At 51.9% G+C, this 16,428-nt stretch carries 14 protein-coding genes; 4 read left to right on the forward strand and 10 right to left on the reverse strand.

Annotated features, from left to right (window positions below):
* Positions 1–98 precede the first annotated feature (98 nt).
* On the forward strand, positions 99–1,529 hold the full coding sequence (locus ABSH60_RS01975) for an EmmdR/YeeO family multidrug/toxin efflux MATE transporter (protein WP_056769414.1): 1,431 nt from the start codon (positions 99–101) through the stop codon (positions 1,527–1,529).
* A 317-nt stretch (positions 1,530–1,846) separates the two neighbouring features.
* Positions 1,847–2,557: a YopT-type cysteine protease domain-containing protein gene (locus tag ABSH60_RS01980; RefSeq protein ID WP_390972478.1), complete on the forward strand. Its 711-nt coding sequence runs from the start codon at positions 1,847–1,849 to the stop codon at positions 2,555–2,557.
* A gap of 78 nt (positions 2,558–2,635) precedes the next feature.
* Here the strand turns inward: ABSH60_RS01980 and ABSH60_RS01985 are convergent, their stop codons facing one another.
* Positions 2,636–3,118: a DUF805 domain-containing protein gene (locus ABSH60_RS01985; protein ID WP_056769411.1), complete on the reverse strand. Its 483-nt coding sequence runs from the start codon at positions 3,116–3,118 to the stop codon at positions 2,636–2,638.
* Between the two features lie 51 nt (positions 3,119–3,169).
* Complete coding sequence (locus ABSH60_RS01990) at positions 3,170–4,240, reverse strand: LacI family DNA-binding transcriptional regulator (protein WP_056769409.1); 1,071 nt, start codon at positions 4,238–4,240, stop codon at positions 3,170–3,172.
* Positions 4,241–4,520: 280 nt separating this feature from the next.
* On the opposite strand from ABSH60_RS01990, the gene ABSH60_RS01995 reads away from it, so the two are divergent.
* Positions 4,521–5,777, forward strand: coding sequence for a maltoporin (locus ABSH60_RS01995; protein ID WP_056769407.1), 1,257 nt, complete (start codon positions 4,521–4,523; stop codon positions 5,775–5,777).
* 263 nt (positions 5,778–6,040) lie between these two features.
* On the opposite strand, the gene ABSH60_RS02000 is transcribed toward ABSH60_RS01995, so the two are convergent.
* The 6 genes from ABSH60_RS02000 to ABSH60_RS02025 form a co-directional block, all read right to left on the reverse strand.
* The gene (locus ABSH60_RS02000) at positions 6,041–6,358 is read right to left on the reverse strand and encodes a glucose PTS transporter subunit EIIB (protein ID WP_390975653.1); all 318 of its coding nucleotides are present in this window, start codon (positions 6,356–6,358) and stop codon (positions 6,041–6,043) included.
* Between the two features lie 73 nt (positions 6,359–6,431).
* Positions 6,432–8,495 (reverse strand): beta-galactosidase, encoded by a 2,064-nt coding sequence (locus ABSH60_RS02005; protein WP_390972481.1) that lies wholly within the window; start codon positions 8,493–8,495, stop codon positions 6,432–6,434.
* Positions 8,496–8,562: 67 nt separating this feature from the next.
* Positions 8,563–9,714, reverse strand: coding sequence for a glycosyl hydrolase 53 family protein (locus tag ABSH60_RS02010; RefSeq protein WP_390975655.1), 1,152 nt, complete (start codon positions 9,712–9,714; stop codon positions 8,563–8,565).
* A 64-nt stretch (positions 9,715–9,778) separates the two neighbouring features.
* Positions 9,779–10,630 (reverse strand): sugar ABC transporter permease, encoded by an 852-nt coding sequence (locus ABSH60_RS02015; RefSeq protein ID WP_122094837.1) that lies wholly within the window; start codon positions 10,628–10,630, stop codon positions 9,779–9,781.
* 14 nt (positions 10,631–10,644) lie between these two features.
* Positions 10,645–11,946 carry a carbohydrate ABC transporter permease gene (locus tag ABSH60_RS02020; RefSeq protein ID WP_056769398.1) on the reverse strand — a complete coding sequence of 434 codons (1,302 nt, stop codon included), beginning with the start codon at positions 11,944–11,946 and terminating at the stop codon, positions 10,645–10,647.
* Positions 11,947–12,024: 78 nt separating this feature from the next.
* Positions 12,025–13,251, reverse strand: coding sequence for an extracellular solute-binding protein (locus ABSH60_RS02025; RefSeq protein WP_056769396.1), 1,227 nt, complete (start codon positions 13,249–13,251; stop codon positions 12,025–12,027).
* A 275-nt stretch (positions 13,252–13,526) separates the two neighbouring features.
* On the opposite strand from ABSH60_RS02025, the gene ABSH60_RS02030 reads away from it, so the two are divergent.
* A complete protein-coding gene (locus ABSH60_RS02030; protein WP_390972484.1) occupies positions 13,527–14,630 on the forward strand; it encodes a sn-glycerol-3-phosphate ABC transporter ATP-binding protein UgpC in 1,104 nt (367 codons plus the stop codon).
* A 71-nt stretch (positions 14,631–14,701) separates the two neighbouring features.
* Here ABSH60_RS02030 and ABSH60_RS02035 read toward each other — a convergent pair whose 3' ends face one another.
* Together ABSH60_RS02035 and ABSH60_RS02040 are read right to left on the reverse strand one after the other, a co-directional pair.
* Positions 14,702–15,034 (reverse strand): DUF496 family protein, encoded by a 333-nt coding sequence (locus ABSH60_RS02035; protein ID WP_013574907.1) that lies wholly within the window; start codon positions 15,032–15,034, stop codon positions 14,702–14,704.
* Between the two features lie 179 nt (positions 15,035–15,213).
* On the reverse strand, positions 15,214–16,311 hold the full coding sequence (locus ABSH60_RS02040; protein ID WP_056769392.1) for an FUSC family protein: 1,098 nt from the start codon (positions 16,309–16,311) through the stop codon (positions 15,214–15,216).
* Positions 16,312–16,428 lie beyond the last annotated feature (117 nt).

Raw genomic sequence — 16,428 nt, forward strand, 5'->3', positions numbered from 1 at the left:
TAATTCAGCCCCTTCTTAAAAAAGACTTTGCATAATGCGAAGTCTTTTACCATCATAATTTAAAACGCTGTTCTACTTTCTGCCACACTGGAATTCTCTTGCAAAACGTCATCGTCTCTTTGCGCAAAGCCATCGAGCGCACGCCCTGGTATCCGAAACGGCGTTCTTACCGCACCCTGTTCTGGCGTGAAATCACGCCCCTCGCTGTGCCCATCTTCTTCGAGAATGCCTGCGTCCTGCTGATGGGCGTACTGAGCACTTTTCTGGTCAGCTGGCTGGGCAAGGAAGCGATGGCGGGCGTTGGTCTGGCAGACAGCTTCAACATGGTGATCATTTCCTTTTTTGCCGCGGTCGATCTCGGCACTACGGTGGTGGTGGCCTTCAGCCTGGGTAAGCTCGATCACGAACGGGCGCGTGCCGCTGCGCGACAATCGCTGGCGATCATGACCGTTTTTGCCGTACTGCTGGCAATTCTTCTGCAATTTTCCGGGCATGTGATCATCGACATGATCGCCGGTAACGCCGAGCCGGAAGTCAAAGAGATGGCGCTTTCCTATCTGCAAATGAGCAGCTGGAGCTATCCGGCGGCGGCCATTGCGTTGATCGGTTCCGGCGCGCTGCGCGGTGCCGGGAATACCAAAATTCCGATGCTGCTCAACGGCGGCATGAATATTCTCAATCTGGTGATCAGCAGCGTGCTGATTTACGGCTGCTTTGGCTGGAATGGACTGGGCTTTATCGGTGCGGGGCTCGGGCTGACCATCGCGCGCTATATCGGTGCCATCGCCGTCATTGCGGTGCTGATGGTCGGCTTTAATCCGTCGCTGAAAATCTCCCTTAAAAGTTATTTCCTGCCGCTCAATACCAATATTCTGCGCGAAGTGCTGGGCATTGGTATTCCGGCCAGCATTGAATCGGTGCTGTTTAACGGCGGTAAACTGCTGACGCAGGTTTTCGTCGCCGGTATGGGCACTAACGTCATCGCCGGTAACTTTATTGCCTTCTCCATTGCCGCATTGATTAACCTGCCGGGCAACGCGCTGGGATCAGCGTCCACCATTATTGTCGGCACGCGGCTGGGCAAAGGGCAAATCGCACAGTCCGAGCGCCAGCTGCGCCATATATTCTGGCTCTCGACATTTGGCCTGTGCGTTCTGGCGTTCATCTCGGTGCCCTTCGCCGGCGTGCTGGCGCGCTTTTACACCAATGAAGAAGACGTCATCGACGTCGTCAAAATACTGATCTGGCTGAACGCCGCGTTTATGCCCTTCTGGGCGGCGTCATGGGTGCTCCCCGCCGGATTAAAAGGCGCACGCGACGCCCGTTTCACCATGTATGTCTCGATGGTGGGCATGTGGGGTTGTCGTATTGTGGTGGGGTATTTCCTGGGTATCGTGCTTGGTTTTGGCGTGGTGGGTATCTGGCTTGGCATGTTCCTGGACTGGATCGTGCGCGGTATCTTCTTCTACTGGCGCATGGCCAGCGGCCGCTGGCTGTGGAAATACCCGAAATCGAAGAGAACGGAATAACGGCCAACGTTAAGAAGTCAGTTCAGGCATCCGGCGTAAGTCTGAACGTTGGCGGAAAACGGTCTATATAAATAATTATTTCATATGCATTAATCAAATGCATATGAAATTAATATATCAACACAGTGAATAAAATATTTTTTATACAAGAAAACAAAACAACTTAACTCATCGACATCCGGTAACCCTCTGTATTTTATAAATAAAATTAGAATAAACTTTGTGGTCATATTTATAAATTGCTTCCACCTGGCGAATAAATTATATTCCGTGTCGCTTTTTTTATAATACCTTTCCATTAAAATAAGAAGGTTTAAATGCCAGCAGATATCGACAATCTTGTTACTATGCTTAACGGAAAAAGAAATAAATTCCTGCAGGATGATTATATTTCAGGAAATCAATGGGATAATATTAATCCTATGCAACGTCAAGGTGCATGGACAAACAATAATTATGACTCGCAGGGAAATATTCAATACCACGGCCTTGGAGCCGGAGTTTGCCTTGGACTGTCGAGTGCTTACTTAATTTCTGGTACGACGTGGCCTGATTTTATGAACTATATTTCGAGTCCGCTGGGTAAAGTTCAGATTCGCGGCGTGCAGAATTTACTGAAGGAGCTTACTCTCTCCCGGCCAAAAAACCTGTCAACATATAAATGTCAGGGAAATATTAATTCCAAAGATGTCATGACAACCGTCCTGAGAAATAAAGGAATTTCTTATATAAAAGGGGGCAATATGATGACAAACAAACTATTAGAATCAATAAGAACGGATATACTTCAATATATGTCCTCCCAAAACGGGTATATTATTATCATAGGTGGCCAGGCAGGACTTCATGCTTTCGCAATAAGAGCAGGAGTAAACGTTTTAAAATTTTTTGACCCCAACCATGGTGAATTTATTTTTCCGACCATGAATGGCCAGGGGGATTTAATGGCACTTTTCTTGTTGACCTATATAGCTGACCGTTACCCGAATTTTAATAAATGTGATGTTTCTTGTTTTAAACTTAGATGAATTAATTTTTTAAATCCTTTACATCATGGGCGCCGCGGAGTTTGCCGCCCGGCAAACTCCTGACTCACATAGTACGTCTTATCCGGCAACGGCCGGCTTTTGTAAATCCACCGGCGTTTTCGACTTCTGGCAGCAGAGGTAGATGATCCCCAGCAGCGGGATCCAGCCGAGCAAAATGCCCAGCACCACATTCAGCACGGCGTAAGTCTCCGGCGAAGCGTACTGGATCAGGATCATATTCAGCAACCGCGAGACGACGCCCGCCAGATAGACACCGCCAAACCACCAGCCTGAACGGTTGATGTCATGCATGCGGCGGATGCCAACGGCCAGCAGCGGCAACGCCAGAACCAGGGCAAACAGGCTGTAGGCCATTCCGGCATACAGCACGCCGATATAAGGATCGCCTGACATGGAAAAGAACGAAATCACGCCCATGACCAGCAGGATCATCAACAAAACATTGCCGAGGGTGAAAACCCAAAACGCCTTTCGGGTCGCCCTGCCCGAAAATTTCACATAGCCTTTCCAGCCCTGCAAATAACACTGCCATAAGGTCATTACGTCACTTCCTTTTACTTTCCCAAAGAGTCCGAGGATTTAAACCGTTTCTTACTGACCGCGCAACCGCGAAGCGAGTTTATCCAGCTGATCGGCAATCTGGTTCAGATCTTTGTCCTGCTCTCCCGGCGCACGGGTGGAGTTCCGCACCACCAGCTTCGCCGGTAACAGGGTGGACTCGGTGACGTCATTTTTCGTCGCCAGCAGGCGTTCCACCGCCTCTTTGCTTTGCAGATCCAGATCCAGCGACACCGTGGTCAGCGCCGGATGGAAAAACGCGCTGTCGTAAGTATCATCGTAACCGATGATCGACACCTGTTCGGGAATGGCAACGTTATGCTGATGCAGCGCGCTGATAACGCCCAGCGCCATCTGATCGTTGCCCACCAGCATGGCGGTAAACTGCGGCGTCTCACGCAGGATGTGCAGCGCATTGTAATAGCCGCTTTTGGCGCTCCAGTCACCGTGGATCACCGTGACTGGTGCCAGCCCCTTCTCCCTGAGCGTGTCCTGCCAGCTTTGCAGGCGCAGGCGCGATGACACTGACTCCTCCGGCCCTGCCAGCAGCGCGAAATCGCGATGCCCTAACTCCAGCAGATATTCCACGCTGGCGCGTGAGCCGTCGGCGGGATTGAAGCAGACATTAAACACCGGGCTGCCCGGATCAACGTCGAGGAACAGACACAGAATATCGCGGTTATTTTCGTAGATGTGCTCTGCTTCAGCGCTTTCCAGCGGAATGTTGATGATGACGCGATCGACCCGCTGAGATTTCAGTTCGTTGATCGAGTCCTGAATGCTCTGGTTTACATCTTCATCAATCATCGAGATCAGCACCTGATAACCGGCCTGATGAGCATACTTTTTCACTGACGCTGCAATTTGCGAAGGCGCGTGTAAGGCCAGCGACGTGGTCACCAGCCCCAGCGTGAAACTCTGTTTACCCACCAGTTGCTGTGCCAGACGGTTAGGCACATAACGCAGCACGTCTATCGCCTGTTCTACCTTCAGGCGGGTGGCTTCGGAAACGTTGGCTGACTTGTTTAACACCCGTGAAACGGTCTGATAAGAGACACCGGCGTAGCGGGCGACATCTTCCAGTGTCGAACTTTTCGATTTCATTCTTTTTCTCTGCCTGCAACCTGTGAACGTAGCTTACCTCCACAATCCTCGGGTCAAACTACGGGATCTCAGATAAAAGTTCAATCTGAGGCGCGCCGCACTGCATAAGTTATACGTTAACATTGCATAATCTTGTGATTTGAATCACTAACGGTTTATTTATAACACACAAGTTCTGGATCTAACTCACAATTCAGAATGTGTAAAATTGATCATTGTTGTTTCTGGGTATCTTATAGAATCCGTAAATGTGAACGTCATACAATCATAAGGAAAAATAATGAAACACAACTTACGCACTCTGGCTGTGGCGGTTTCCCTCGCCCTCACGGCAGGCCCTGCAGTGGCAAATGATATTGATTTTCATGGTTATCTGCGCTCCGGGCTGGGTGTTTCCGGCAGCGGCAGCTTAGAGCAATTCCAGAAAAACAAAGTCGGTCGTCTGGGCAACGAAAACGATACTTACGGAGAAGTGGAACTGGGCAGTGAAGTCTACAAAAAAGACGATGTGAGTTTTTATGTCGACTCGATGGTCAGCATGGTGTCCGACGGCTCAAATGATGATGAAAGTACCCTCAATGACGACGCGCAATTCGGGCTGCGTCAGCTGAATTTGCAAATTAAAGGGCTGGTGCCGTGGGATAAAGATGCGGTGATCTGGGGCGGTAAGCGTTACTACCAGCGCCATGATTTACACATCATCGACACCAAATACTGGAACATTTCCGGTGCCGGTGCCGGGGTGGAAAACCTGAAGTTGGGCGAAGGCGCGCTGTCTGTGGCCTGGATCCGTGGCGATGCCAATGACGTGGATTACCGCGTTGACGGCGATAACGACGTCAACATCAACTACATTGACGTGCGTTACGCCGGGATCAAACCCTGGAGCGGCGCGTGGATGGAGATCGGTGCCGACTACGCCATGCCAAACCTGACGCACGATCAGAAAGAGTACGGTGGCCTGTATGACGCGGATAACGGCGTGATGCTGACCGGCGAAATCAGCCAGGATATGTGGGGCGGCTATAACAAACTGGTTTTACAGTACGCAGACAAAGGCCTGGCGCAGAACATGATTTCCCAGGGCGGCGGCTGGTATGACATGTGGAATTACACCAATGACGCCACCGGTTATCGCGGCATCATCACCGGGCTGTTCCCGATCACCAGTAAATTCAGCCTTAACCACGTGCTGACCTACGGCCACGCCGACAACATCACCGCGTACACCGACACCACTGAACTGGTTTCTCTGGTGGGCCGTGCGCAGTACCAGTGGACGGATTACGTGCGTACCATCGGTGAAGTGGGTACGTTCTATCAGAAAGATGATTACAAGAACGGCTCGAACTATAAACAAGGTGGCCAGAAATACACCCTGGCGATGGGTCTGGCAGCCGGTCCTGAGTTTATGTCGCGCCCTGAACTGCGTGTGTTTGCATCGTATCTGAATGATTCCGAGCACGGCGATACTTTTGAAGATCACACGAAATCCGATACCTGGAACTTTGGGGTTCAGGTTGAAGCCTGGTGGTAAATTTCCTTCATTTCTGAAGCTGTCGCTGCGTTGGCTTGCCGACTTGCCACAACTTCACTGATTTTGGAAAGTTGAAGTCATGTTGTACAAAAAAGTCATATCCTCATTGTTATAAAGCGACAGATAAAAACTTAATTTCTCTTGTAGGGGATCGTTACGTTTTTTCTCCGCACAGCAGCATCATTATTATTGATTTAAAATAAGAAACAATAAAGGCAGCCTGGTGTCGGGCTGCCTTTATTTTTAGCATTATTTAAAAAGACTTAATTACTTTTTAAAACAAATTTCTCTGTCATTAATTTCTTCAGGCTGTCGGACTGCTTACCAAATATGGCATGAACTTCCTGACCAATAATGACCACCCCTATCGCCCCCGCCTGCTGGATGGCACCGGAGTTAACTGGTTTAAGCGCTTTCACCTTGACGCGCAGCCTGGTGATACAGGCATCGACATTAATAATATTATCGCGGCCACCGAGCGCCTCAATTAATAACGACACATCCGTGGACGGTGGTACGTCATCTTTCAGGTTTTTATTCTTCGCCGAGAACACATGCATAAAGTCTTTAATATTGACCATCATTAATCCTCTCTTGCAGAAATGAAAAAACGTGCAACAGGGAATATTCCCCATTGCACGCCGGTAATACCTCTTATTGCGCGATTTTACGTGTCAGGATCTGATAACCAAATGCCGGTAACGTCAGTTTGCGCGGTAAATTGCCGCCGTGAACGATATCCTGATAATCCAGCGGCAATGTGACACTCTGACTTTGCGCACTGTAGTTTTGCAGGAAGATAAACTCGCTTTCGCCGTCGGTACGCCTTGCGGCGGTCATGCCTTCCGGCAGCGGCGTGTTAATGGCGCGCGGCAGATGCATTTCTTTCGCCAGCGCGGTGAAGAAATCGGCATGGAACTGGGCGTCGTTGCGCGATGCCACGTAGTACGCCTGCCCTTTACCGTACAAATTGACGGTAACGGCCGGGGCACCGGCATAGAAGTCATCGCCATAGGTGGCGAGCGCCGCCGCGCCTTCCAGATGGATCACCTCACACAGCTGCGATGCACGGTACGGCCCGCTTAACCCCAGCGCATTACCTTCGACACCGGCGACGCTGTTGTGCTGCTCGTCGGTCAGGCTGTCGATCTCTTCCGCCCAGATCCCGAGCACAGGGCGTAACGGTCCGGGGAATCCGTCGAGGAAACACAGATCGGTTTCGTTGACGATGCCGCTCCAGTAGGTGGCGACGAAGCGCCCGCCGGTCTGCACGAAATGGCTTATGCGCTCGCTGACCCCTTCGCGCACCATGTACAGCATCGGCGCGATCACCAGATCGTAGCCCTGTAAATCGCAGTCGGCGTTGATCACGTCGACGGCAATGCCTTGTGACCACAGCGCCCGGTAATGATCGGCAACGGTGTTTTCATAATGCAGACCGGCGTTGCGCGGCCCCATGGCATCGTCCATCGCCCAGCGGCTTTCCCAGTCAAAAATGATCGCCACTTTGGCTTCCACGCGGCTGCCCGCCACCGGCGCTAAGGCGGATAAAATCGTGCCGAGCTCGGCCACTTCGCGCCCCACGCGGGTATCTATATGCCCGACGTGATCGACCACGGCGCCGTGGAATTTCTCAGACGAGCCGCGGCTTTTACGCCACTGGAAATACTGTACGGAATCCGCACCGTGCGCGACCGCCTGCAGCGAGGAAAGAATGTGCATTCCCGGCTTTTTCAGTTTGCTGGTCGGCTGCCAGTTGGTGAAGCTTGGCGTGGATTCCATCAGCACAAAAGGTTTGCCCTGCTTGAGGGTGCGCATCAGATCGTGGTACATCGCGGTGTACGCCGCGAGGCCGATATCATCCTGACGGGTGTGCCACATCGGGTAGCTGTCCCAGGAGATGAAATCCAGCACACCGGCGAGCTTCCAGTAATCGTAATCGTAGAAATATTCCATGAAATTGGTGGTCGCCGGCAGCGCCGGGTTTTCGGCTTTCAGCGGGCGGATCTCGTCGCTGCAAAAACGCGTGACCTGGTCGGTATTAAAACGGCGCCAGTCGAGATTCAGGCCGTGAACACCACTTTCACCCTGCGGCGACGGCGATTCCAGCTGTGACCAGTCCGTGTAAGTGTGGCTCCAGAACGTGCTCCACCAGGCCTGGTTCAGCGCATCGAGGGTGACGTAGCGCGCTTTCAGCCAGTCACGGAACTGCTCCTGACAGGTGTCACAATGACATTCGCCGCCGTACTCATTGGAGATGTGCCAGCCGATCACCGCCGGATGGTGCGCATAACGTTTTGCCAGCTGGCCGTTCATCAGTTGGACTTTTTCGCGATAAACCGGTGAGCTCAGACAGTGGTTGTGACGCCCGCCGTGCAGCGCTTTGACGCGGTCGCGCCCGACGCGCAACACTTGCGGGTATTTCTGCGACATCCACGCCGGACGTGCGCCGCTTGGCGTGGCGAGATAGACAAAAATACCGTTCTCATGCAGACGGTCGAGCACCTGATCCATCCAGTCAAACGTATAGCGCCCTTCTTCAGGCTCCAGCGCCGACCAGCTGAAAATTCCCACTGACATCACGTTGCAGCGCGCTTCTTTCATCATTTCGACGTCGCGGATCAGCACGTCAGGCGTGTCCAGCCATTGCTCGGGGTTGTAGTCCGCGCCGTGTAACAGGCCGGAAATCTTACTGCTCAGAAGAGGGAATTTCGTCATGCTTAATCCTTTAAATCCTTAAGAAAAAGTCAGTGCTCCCCGGCCAATGTGACCGGGGAAAAGGAAATTACTTGAATACCTGAATGGAAGGCAGAACCTGACCGTCACAGCTGAACAACGCCTGATTTTCGCGGGCATTGCCCTCTTTCCAGTGGTCGTTGATGTAGGTCATGCCCGCCGGCGTGGCCCAGCCTGCACCGCTGACCGGGATCCACGTCGGTTCCCAGTAGAACAGGCCTTTGCCACGGTGATCCGGCACGGCCACCAGACTTTTGATCATGTCGCTGAGGAAGTCTGCCTGCCCCTGCACCGTGCCCGGATAGCCGCCGTCTTTGGCTTCTTTTTCCGTGAAGCTGTTTTCAGCCGCATCACAGTTTTCGGTGCTGTAGCCATACGCCACTTCCACCACGATCACGTCTTTGTTGTAGCGTTTGCTGATGTCGTCCATGTTGGTTTGCAGCGCAGAGATCGGGCCGTTCCAGTAGGTGTAAAACGACAGGCCGATAACGTCGTAAGGCACTTTGCGCTGATTGATTTCATCGAACCACCAGCGGAAGGTATCGTTCTTGGTGCCTTCAGCCAGATGCAGCATGATTTTGATGTCCGACGGATTTTTTTCATCGGCACGCACACCGGCAATCGCCGCATTCAGCAGCCCGGCCAGACGGTCAAACTCACCGCCGCCCTCGCCCCAGCTTTTGCCTTCCGGCCACAAAATTCCGCCGTTCATTTCATTGCCGACCTGCACCATGTCCGGCACCGTGCCCTGTTCACGGAATTTGGCGATCACTTCGCGGCTGTAATCATGAATGGCCGTTTTCAGCTGCGGATAATCCATTTTCGCCCAGCTTTTCGGCTTGAACTGTTTACCGGGGTCTGTCCAGAAATCGCTGTAATGGAAATCGAGCAGGATTTTAAAACCCTGCGCTTTGGCGCGTTTCGCCAGTTCCAGCGTGGTGGCCAGATCGTTATTGCCGCCGCCGTAAGGTTTGCCATCCGCATCTTGCGGATCCACCCACAGGCGCAGGCGCACATAGTTGAAACCGTTCTGTTTGAGGATCACCATCGCATCGGTTTGCTTATGGTTTTGATCGAAGAACTTGCCGCCGTGCTTTTCCACATCAATCAGCGTCGAAATGTCTGCGCCTTTGATGAAATCCACCGGGACGTTGGCGACTTTTTTAATCACCACGTCCTGCGCCATGCCGGAAAATGACATCGCCAGCAGCACGCAGGCCATTGCGCTTTTATTGAACATCTTTTTAGAAAAGAGAGTCATTGGATTATCCTTTGGTACTGCCAGCCGTCAGGCCGGAAACGAAGTATTTTTGTAAGGCGAGATAGAAAATGGCGACCGGCACGGCGATCAACACCGCACCTGCGGCGTACATGGTGTAATTCGCGCCCATTTTCTGCGCCACCAGGTTGTACAGGCCAATCGGCAAAGTGTACTTATCGGGCGTGCGCAAAATGGTGCTGGAGAGAATGAAATCACCCAGCGGGCCGGTGAAGGAAAACAGCGCGATCACCGCCAGTATCGGTTTGGAGAGCGGCATGATGATTTCGATGAAAATACGGAAATTCCCCGCCCCGTCCATTCGCGCTGACTCATCCAGATCTTTCGGAATGGCGTCGAGATAGCCTTTCATCAGATAGGTGTTCATCGGGATCATGCCGCCGACGTAAATCAGCACCAGCGCCAGATGGCTGTTGATTAACCCCAGTAACTGCGCCAGCACAAAGATGGCGATCAGCGCCGAAAACTGCGGGATCATCTGCAATAACAGGAACAGCATCAGCCCGTCTTTGCGGCCTTTAAAGCGAAAACGCGAGAAGGAATAGGCGGTGAAACTGACGCAAATCAGGGTCAGCACCATGGTCAGGAAGCTGATTTTCATCGAGTTCCAGTACCAGCCGACATAATTCACGTCGCCGCTAAACAGGTCTTTGTAGTGCTGGAACGACACGTTCTCCGGAATAATCGAGGTACTGAGCAGGCTGTTACCGGCATTCAGCGACGCGCCGACGGTCCAGATCAGTGGATAAATAATAATGACCGCCACGATCAGTAACAGGACATAACTCAGCGAAAGGCGGATAAACCGGTTTCTTTTAATACTGCTGTTCTTACTCATCACCCTGCTCCCGCTTACGCCATATCATCTTGTTTAAATGAATTGGTTGAACGGAATTGCCACAGCGCAATACCGACAACAAATATCGACAGCAAAATCGTAATGGTCGCGGCAATGGCATATTGCGAGGATGACATGGTGAGTTTATATATCCATGACACCAGAATATCCGTACCGCCTGCATTCGATCCGGCCACCGCCGGGCCACCGTTATTAAACAGATAGATAATATTGAAGTTATTAAAGTTGAAGGTGTATTGCGTGATAATGATCGGCGCAATGGAATATAAAACCAGCGGCAGCGTAATGGTTTTTAATTTCTTCCAGGTGCTGGCACCGTCCATGGTGGCGGCCTCATACAAATCATTCGGAATGGCCTGCAATACGCCGGTGGTCATCGCAAATACAAACGGGAAACCCAGCCAGGTCTGCATCATGATGAGCGCCGTTTTGGTCCAGAACGGATCCGTCATCCACGCCTTGGGTTCAATGCCTAACGCCGCCAGAATGCCGTTGTTGATCACGCCGAAAGAGTCGTTGAACATCCCGGCGAAGACCAGAATAGTCACGAAGCCCGGTACCGCCCACGGCAAAATCAGAACGGTGCGGATTAGCGCTTTGAAACGTAAATCTTTCTGATTGACCAGGATGGCCAGCATAACGCCGACGCTGCATTGCAGCGTGGTCGCCAGCACTGTCCAGACCACCGTCCATTGCAATACGTCCAGCAATGTGGAGCGCCAGATATTGAGCGTGAAGATATTAATAAAGTTTTTGAACCCCACCCAGTCGACTAATTTGGCCGGTGGCGTGTGGTATAAGTTGTAATTGGTGAACGCGATGGAGAAACCGAAAATAATCGGGAACACCACCACAAACACCAGCAATATAAAGCCCGGCGTGATCATCAAATAAGGGAAACCCTCGCGCAGCAATAAATGATATTGCTTTCTGACGCCGGGTAATTCCACGCCCTGATCGCGTCGTTTGCCGTTAACCCAGGCATCGCGCAGGCTCAGATAATAAAAGCCGATACCAAAGGCGGCAATCAGGACGCTGATAATGCCCTTGGCTAATAAGAAGATGGAGTTATCACGCGGCACTTCTTCGCCCAGCGTATATAAGCCCCAAAATCCCTGTTGCAGGAAATCATAAAAGACACCGGCGAAACAAAACAAAATGACAAAAAACAGACTTCCCTTGGCCCATTGTCGGTTATAAAACTGACCAAAACCGGGAATAAGCGCCGCCGCCAGAGCCACCGGTGCATGGTGGCTGGCTGCGTGTGGCGCATGGTTTTCCTCGTGGAGACGCATAGACACAAAGATGTTCCTTTCACTGGTGAGGGCGTGAATTCACGCCCTCCTGTCAGACGTACAAAGTGTGTTACCGGATCACTCGTTGCTGGCTTTCGCCGCTTCGATTTGCATCTGGATATTTTTCACCGCGTCATTCATGGCGGCCTGCACCGGTTGCTTGCCGGTCACGCCCAGCTGAATACCGTTGTTGGCCGGCCCCCACACTTCCTGCATTTCCGGCACGCCCGGCATCGCCGTGGCATGGGTGGATTGCAGTGCCACGGCGTTGGCGCGTTCATCATTTTTAATCATCGGATCGTTAACCAGCGCCGTCAGTGCCGGGATTTCTTTGGTCACTTCATAGCGCACCTTGGCGTATTTAGGCTGATTGATGAAGGTGATGAATTTCTCTGCCAGCGGTTTTTGCTTGCTGTAAGTGGATACCGCGTAGCCTTTCACGCCGAGGAAAGAGCTCATCGGTTTGCCATTAGGCAACAGCGGCAACGGCATCACGCCGTAGTGGATGCCCGCCGCTTCATACGGCTGGAACGCCCACGGGCCGGTGATAACAGCGGCAGCTTTCTTCTCCGTGAACAGGGAATCAATGGCATTCAGTCCGTTTTCGCCGGTGATCCCTGCCGGGAATAACCCGTCGGCATAGAATTTTTTCAGATAGGTCACCGCTTCAATGCTGCCCGGCTTGTTCAGGCCGATGTCTTCGACGTTGATTTCGCCCTTCGCATCTTTACCGAAAATGTACCCCCCCATCGATGCCATCGCGCCGTAGGCGTAATAGACTTCGTCAAACTTGGCTAACAGGCCGTATTTGCCTTTCGCCCGCTCTTCTTTGGAGAAGGTGTAATACTCGTCGAGCGTCGCCGGTGCTTTCGGCAGTAAGTCTTTGTTGTAAATCAGCACCAGCGTTTCCACCGCTTTTGGCACGCCGTAGGTCTGGCCTTTCAGCTGGAACGCGTTGATCGCCGAAGGCGTAAAGCTGTCGGTGAAGGCTTTGTCGAGGGTCAGCGGGGCCAGTAACCCCTGCACAACCGCCGTACCGAGCTGATCATTGGGGATCACGACAACGTCGGGGCCGATGCCTGCCGGACCATCCAGACGTAATTTCTCCGTTTGTTGTGCATAAGGCGTTTCCTGCACAACGACTTTGACGTTGTTCTCTTTTTCAAAATCTTTCACCGCGTCGGAAATACCGGAAGATTTCTTAATATCTTCCCAGATAAGTAGCTGTCCCTCTGCTGCCCGGACAGCCTGGCTGCTCAGGCTTAACGACATCAGTACCAAGGCAGTAAGGTGTGTAATTTTCATTGTTGCTCCTGGATGTGAAGGTATAACATTTTTGTGTAGAACCTAACGACACCCAATCAATAACCCGTGTTTAAAACCCTTTAAAACCTGACAACACAGTGATTAATGTCGCTTCCGAATTCGTGTTATACGTTAAACTTTGAATCTTAAAATCACTACCAAAAGATGTGTATTGTGTGATCTCCTCTCCAAAATTCGAACCGACCTGTGCAAACGTTTACACAAGGTGGTTATAGTCCGAAATATCAGCGGTATGAATCTTTAAGAGGCCAAACATGTCCAGCATCAGACTTAAGAATGTGGTGAAGCGTTTCGATAAAACGGTCACGCTGCATGACATCAATATTGATATTGAAGACGGAGAATTTACGGTGTTTGTCGGGCCGTCCGGCTGCGGAAAATCCACATTGCTGCGCATGATTGCCGGGCTGGAAGACATTACCGAAGGTGACGTTTACATTGGCGAGCAGCGGGTGAACGACGTTGACCCTTCACGCCGTGGCGTGGCGATGGTGTTTCAGTCTTACGCGCTCTACCCGCACATGACCATTGCCGAAAACATGGGCTACGGACTGAAAGTGAACGGCGTGCCGAAAGAGGAAATCCGCCATCAGGTCGAGATGGTCGCCAAGACGTTACAACTTTCCCATCTGCTGGACAGAAAACCGAAGCAACTCTCCGGCGGTCAGCGCCAGCGCACCGCCATTGGGCGTGCGATTGTGCGCAATCCGCAGGTGTTTATGTTCGATGAACCGCTTTCAAACCTGGATGCCGAACTGCGCGTTGATATGCGTTTACACATTTCCAAGCTGCATCAGGAACTGAAAACCACCATGGTGTACGTGACGCACGATCAGACCGAAGCCATGACGCTGGCGGATAAAATCGTGGTGATGAATTACGGCAAAATAGAGCAGATGGGCGCGCCGATGGACCTTTACTACAATCCGGTCAATAAATTTGTTGCCGGTTTTATTGGTTCACCGAAAATGAATTTCCTGCCCGCCGAGGTGCTGAGCTGGCAGCCGGAGCGGCTGGAAGTGCGCCTTACGCCGGAGAAAACCCTGACGCTGGCATTGCGCACCGCGGAACTGACGAGCGGCGACCGCATTACCCTGGGCATTCGCCCCGAGCATTTGCTGTCAAAAGAAACAGAGAATGCGCTGGAATTTAACTGCGAAGTGGTTGAGCGGCTGGGCAACAGCACCTATCTGTTCGGCCAGTGTTACGGCACCGATGGATTCAAAATGCTGCTGCCGGGCGATATGGCGTTCAACCCGTACCAGAGCCTGACCACCTGGTTTGAGGCCGAACTGTGCATGGTTTTCAACGATCAGGGTTTGCGGATAAGCGCGGCCAGCCTGTCTCATCTGCATTAATCGTCACTCACGCATTCTGGACATAAAAAAACCGGGCTTAAGCCCGGTTTTTGCTTTTGGCGGAAACGAAATTACTTGGTTTCGTTGGCTTTGATTTCGCCCATCGCTTTCAGCTTTTTGGACATTTCACGACGTTCTTTCGACAGGTCTGCATTGCGGATGATGTAATCATCAACGCGATCTTCATAGTCGCCGCGCATGCTGGCAATGATCGCCTGAATTTCGTCGATGCTCATGCCTGGTTTGATGTAATCGCTCAGGTTGTCGAGGAGCAGAACGCGCTTCTGGTTGTCGCGGATTTTCTTTTCGTTGTCTGCAATTTCACGCTGTAATTTGTTTTTACGACGGAAAATGCGCACAAACTCCAGAACGTCCTGGAAACTCGGCTTATTGATATTGTCCATTTTAACACCTTCGATTAAGTTACACAGATTCAGTGACTGACTTGTCGCAACCGCTTATTCACATGTGACTGACAGTGAATAACAACTTAGCAAAAAGAGGAGCAAAGTGCGTGCTGCGCGCTCAGATAATCGTCCAATACCGCCATCTTACCCGTTTTAGGCGGCAGAAAAAAATCCCTTCATGCTTTCGGCGTTTTACCGCTGCTTATTTGAGCTTCTTCTTTTTGCATGGTCAGGGTGATCAGATCTCCCATTGACTTCAGTTGTTCCGCCACCTGCGCGCTCAGCCAGACGTAACCATAGACTTGCGCTTCCAGATGGTGGGCGGCATTCATTTCTGCCATCAGCGCTTTCAGCTCTTCTGCAGATTCATTCAGCTGATGGCTGATTTTCAGTTCATCGCCCCGCGTGCCGTTAAGCAACATCAGGCTCAGTTTTTCCAGCGTATCCAGTATCAGCAACTGCGCACTGCGCAAGGTGCGCGCGTTGAGCATCAGGAAATGGCTTTCGCGTGAACTCCAGTAAGCATCGGCCAGCAGTTCGAGCGTACATAACAGATTTCGGCTGAGGGTCTGGACAGCGTCAAACACCTCGCGGGGAATGTGCGATTCTTTGCTGGCGGGCGCAAACAGTGAACGCATTTTCACCATCTGACTCATCGCCGATTTCAGCTTGCCATGCAGGTGCGGGCGTTCAAGCAGATTGGGGGAAAGCCAGGCGCTGTAGATTTTGTTGAGGGACATCAGGTAGTCGGCCATCTGCATGCGCCAGTGAATAAAGGCGCGCTGCGGATAAATGCTGGCAAAAAACAGCGCCAGAAATGAGCCAAATATCACATCACCGGAACGCCACAGCGCCATTTCCATATCTCCCGGCCCGGCCCCGCACACCACAGCCAGCGTAATGCCGATCAGCAGCGCCATGTAGGGACGTTTTCCGAGCGTCAGATAACCGCTGACGAACATCACGATGGCACACCAGACCAGCATCAGCGGCAGCGAATAGAGTTCCAGCCACAAGGCGATGAGGCCCGACGCCGATCCCAGTACCGTCCCGCTGACGCGCTCCATCACCCGCTGAACCACGTTACCCCAAAATGAAATCGGCCCCATCACCACCACCAGCGTGATCAGCGGCCAGGTGCCTTCAGGAATGTGAGTCAGGCGGACGATCAGGAATGTCAGGATAAACGCCAGTGCAATACGCAGCGCATGGGTGATGCGGTAGTGGCGATAGATGACGTTATCCAGCGGGGAAATTTTCTTGTCGAGACGCACGTTTGGCCTGCCATCGGCGATTATTCAATGAGAGCGTTAGTTTAGCCGAGTTAGTAAAGTGGATCACCCCGGTTTGGTCAGGGTTTTGCGGGATGCGTGCGGGAAATTCCGGCGATT

Source organism: Rahnella sp. R3(2024), from assembly GCF_042920125.1.
GTDB classification, from domain to species: domain Bacteria; phylum Pseudomonadota; class Gammaproteobacteria; order Enterobacterales; family Enterobacteriaceae; genus Rahnella; species Rahnella rivi.